Source organism: Streptomyces sp. NPDC090106 (assembly GCF_044747265.1).
GTDB lineage: Bacteria > Actinomycetota > Actinomycetes > Streptomycetales > Streptomycetaceae > Streptomyces.
Map to the genome: position 1 here is coordinate 1 of NZ_JBIVDS010000054.1, position 1,101 is coordinate 1,101.

Below are 1,101 nucleotides of genomic sequence, written 5' to 3' on the forward strand. Positions count from 1 at the left end.
GAACTCGATCCCGACCGGCCCGCGCGCGGTCTGTCCATCGCGGACCAGCAGATCGTCGAGATCGCCAAGGCGCTCTCCTTCGACGCCCGCGTCCTGATCATGGACGAGCCGACCGCCGCCCTCACCGGCAGCGAGGTCGCCCGGCTCTTCGGCGTCGTGCGCACCCTGCGTGAACAGGGCGCCGCCGTGCTGTTCATCTCCCACCGCCTGGAGGAGATCTTCCAGATCTGCCAGCGCGTGACGACCCTGCGCGACGGTGCCTGGATCGCCAGTGAACCGGTCGCGGGCATGAGCGAGGACGATCTCGTGCGCCGCATGGTCGGCCGCGATCTCGACGAGCTCTACCCCAAGCAGGACGTGACGGCGGGCGAGGTCGCCCTCAGCGTGCGGCGGCTGACCCGCGAGGGCGTCTTCACCGACGTGTCCTTCGACGTGCGGGCCGGGGAGATCGTCGGCCTGGCCGGGCTCGTCGGCGCCGGGCGCACCGAGGTCGCCCGCGCCGTCTTCGGCATCGACCGCTGGGACGCCGGTGAGGTCGTCCTCGACGGCAAGGCGCTGACCAACGGCGCCCCCTCCGTCGCCATGGCCTCCGGCCTGGCCCTGGTCCCGGAGGACCGGCGTGCCCAGGGCCTGGTGATGGACATGTCCATCGAACGCAACATCGGTCTGACCGGTCTGCGCACGACGGTGAAGGCGGGCCTGGTGGACCGGGGTGCCGAGCGCAGCCGGTCCCTGGACTGGGCCGTCAAGCTCCAGGTGAAGTACGCGCGGATCGCCGACACCGTCGCCACCCTCTCCGGCGGCAACCAGCAGAAGGTCGTGCTGGCCAAGTGGCTCGCCACCGGCCCCAAGGTCCTCATCGTCGACGAGCCGACCCGCGGCATCGACGTGGGCACCAAGGCCGAGGTCCACCGGCTGCTGTCCCAGCTCGCCGCCGACGGGGTGGCCGTCCTGATGATCTCCTCCGACCTGCCCGAGATCCTCGGCATGGCCGACCGCGTGCTCGTGATGCACGAGGGCCGGCTCACCGCAGAGATCTCCCGTTCCGAAGCCACCGAGGAAACCGTGATGGCCGCAGCCACCGGGAGGGCCGCCGCATGA

Annotated in this window: 1 protein-coding gene; it reads left to right on the plus strand. The window is 71.2% G+C overall.

The window, feature by feature from the left end; all coding sequences use genetic code 11:
• Window positions 1-1,101 (plus strand): sugar ABC transporter ATP-binding protein (locus ACIPSE_RS47270; RefSeq protein WP_401676408.1); only part of this gene is annotated, 1,101 nt, incomplete at its 5' end.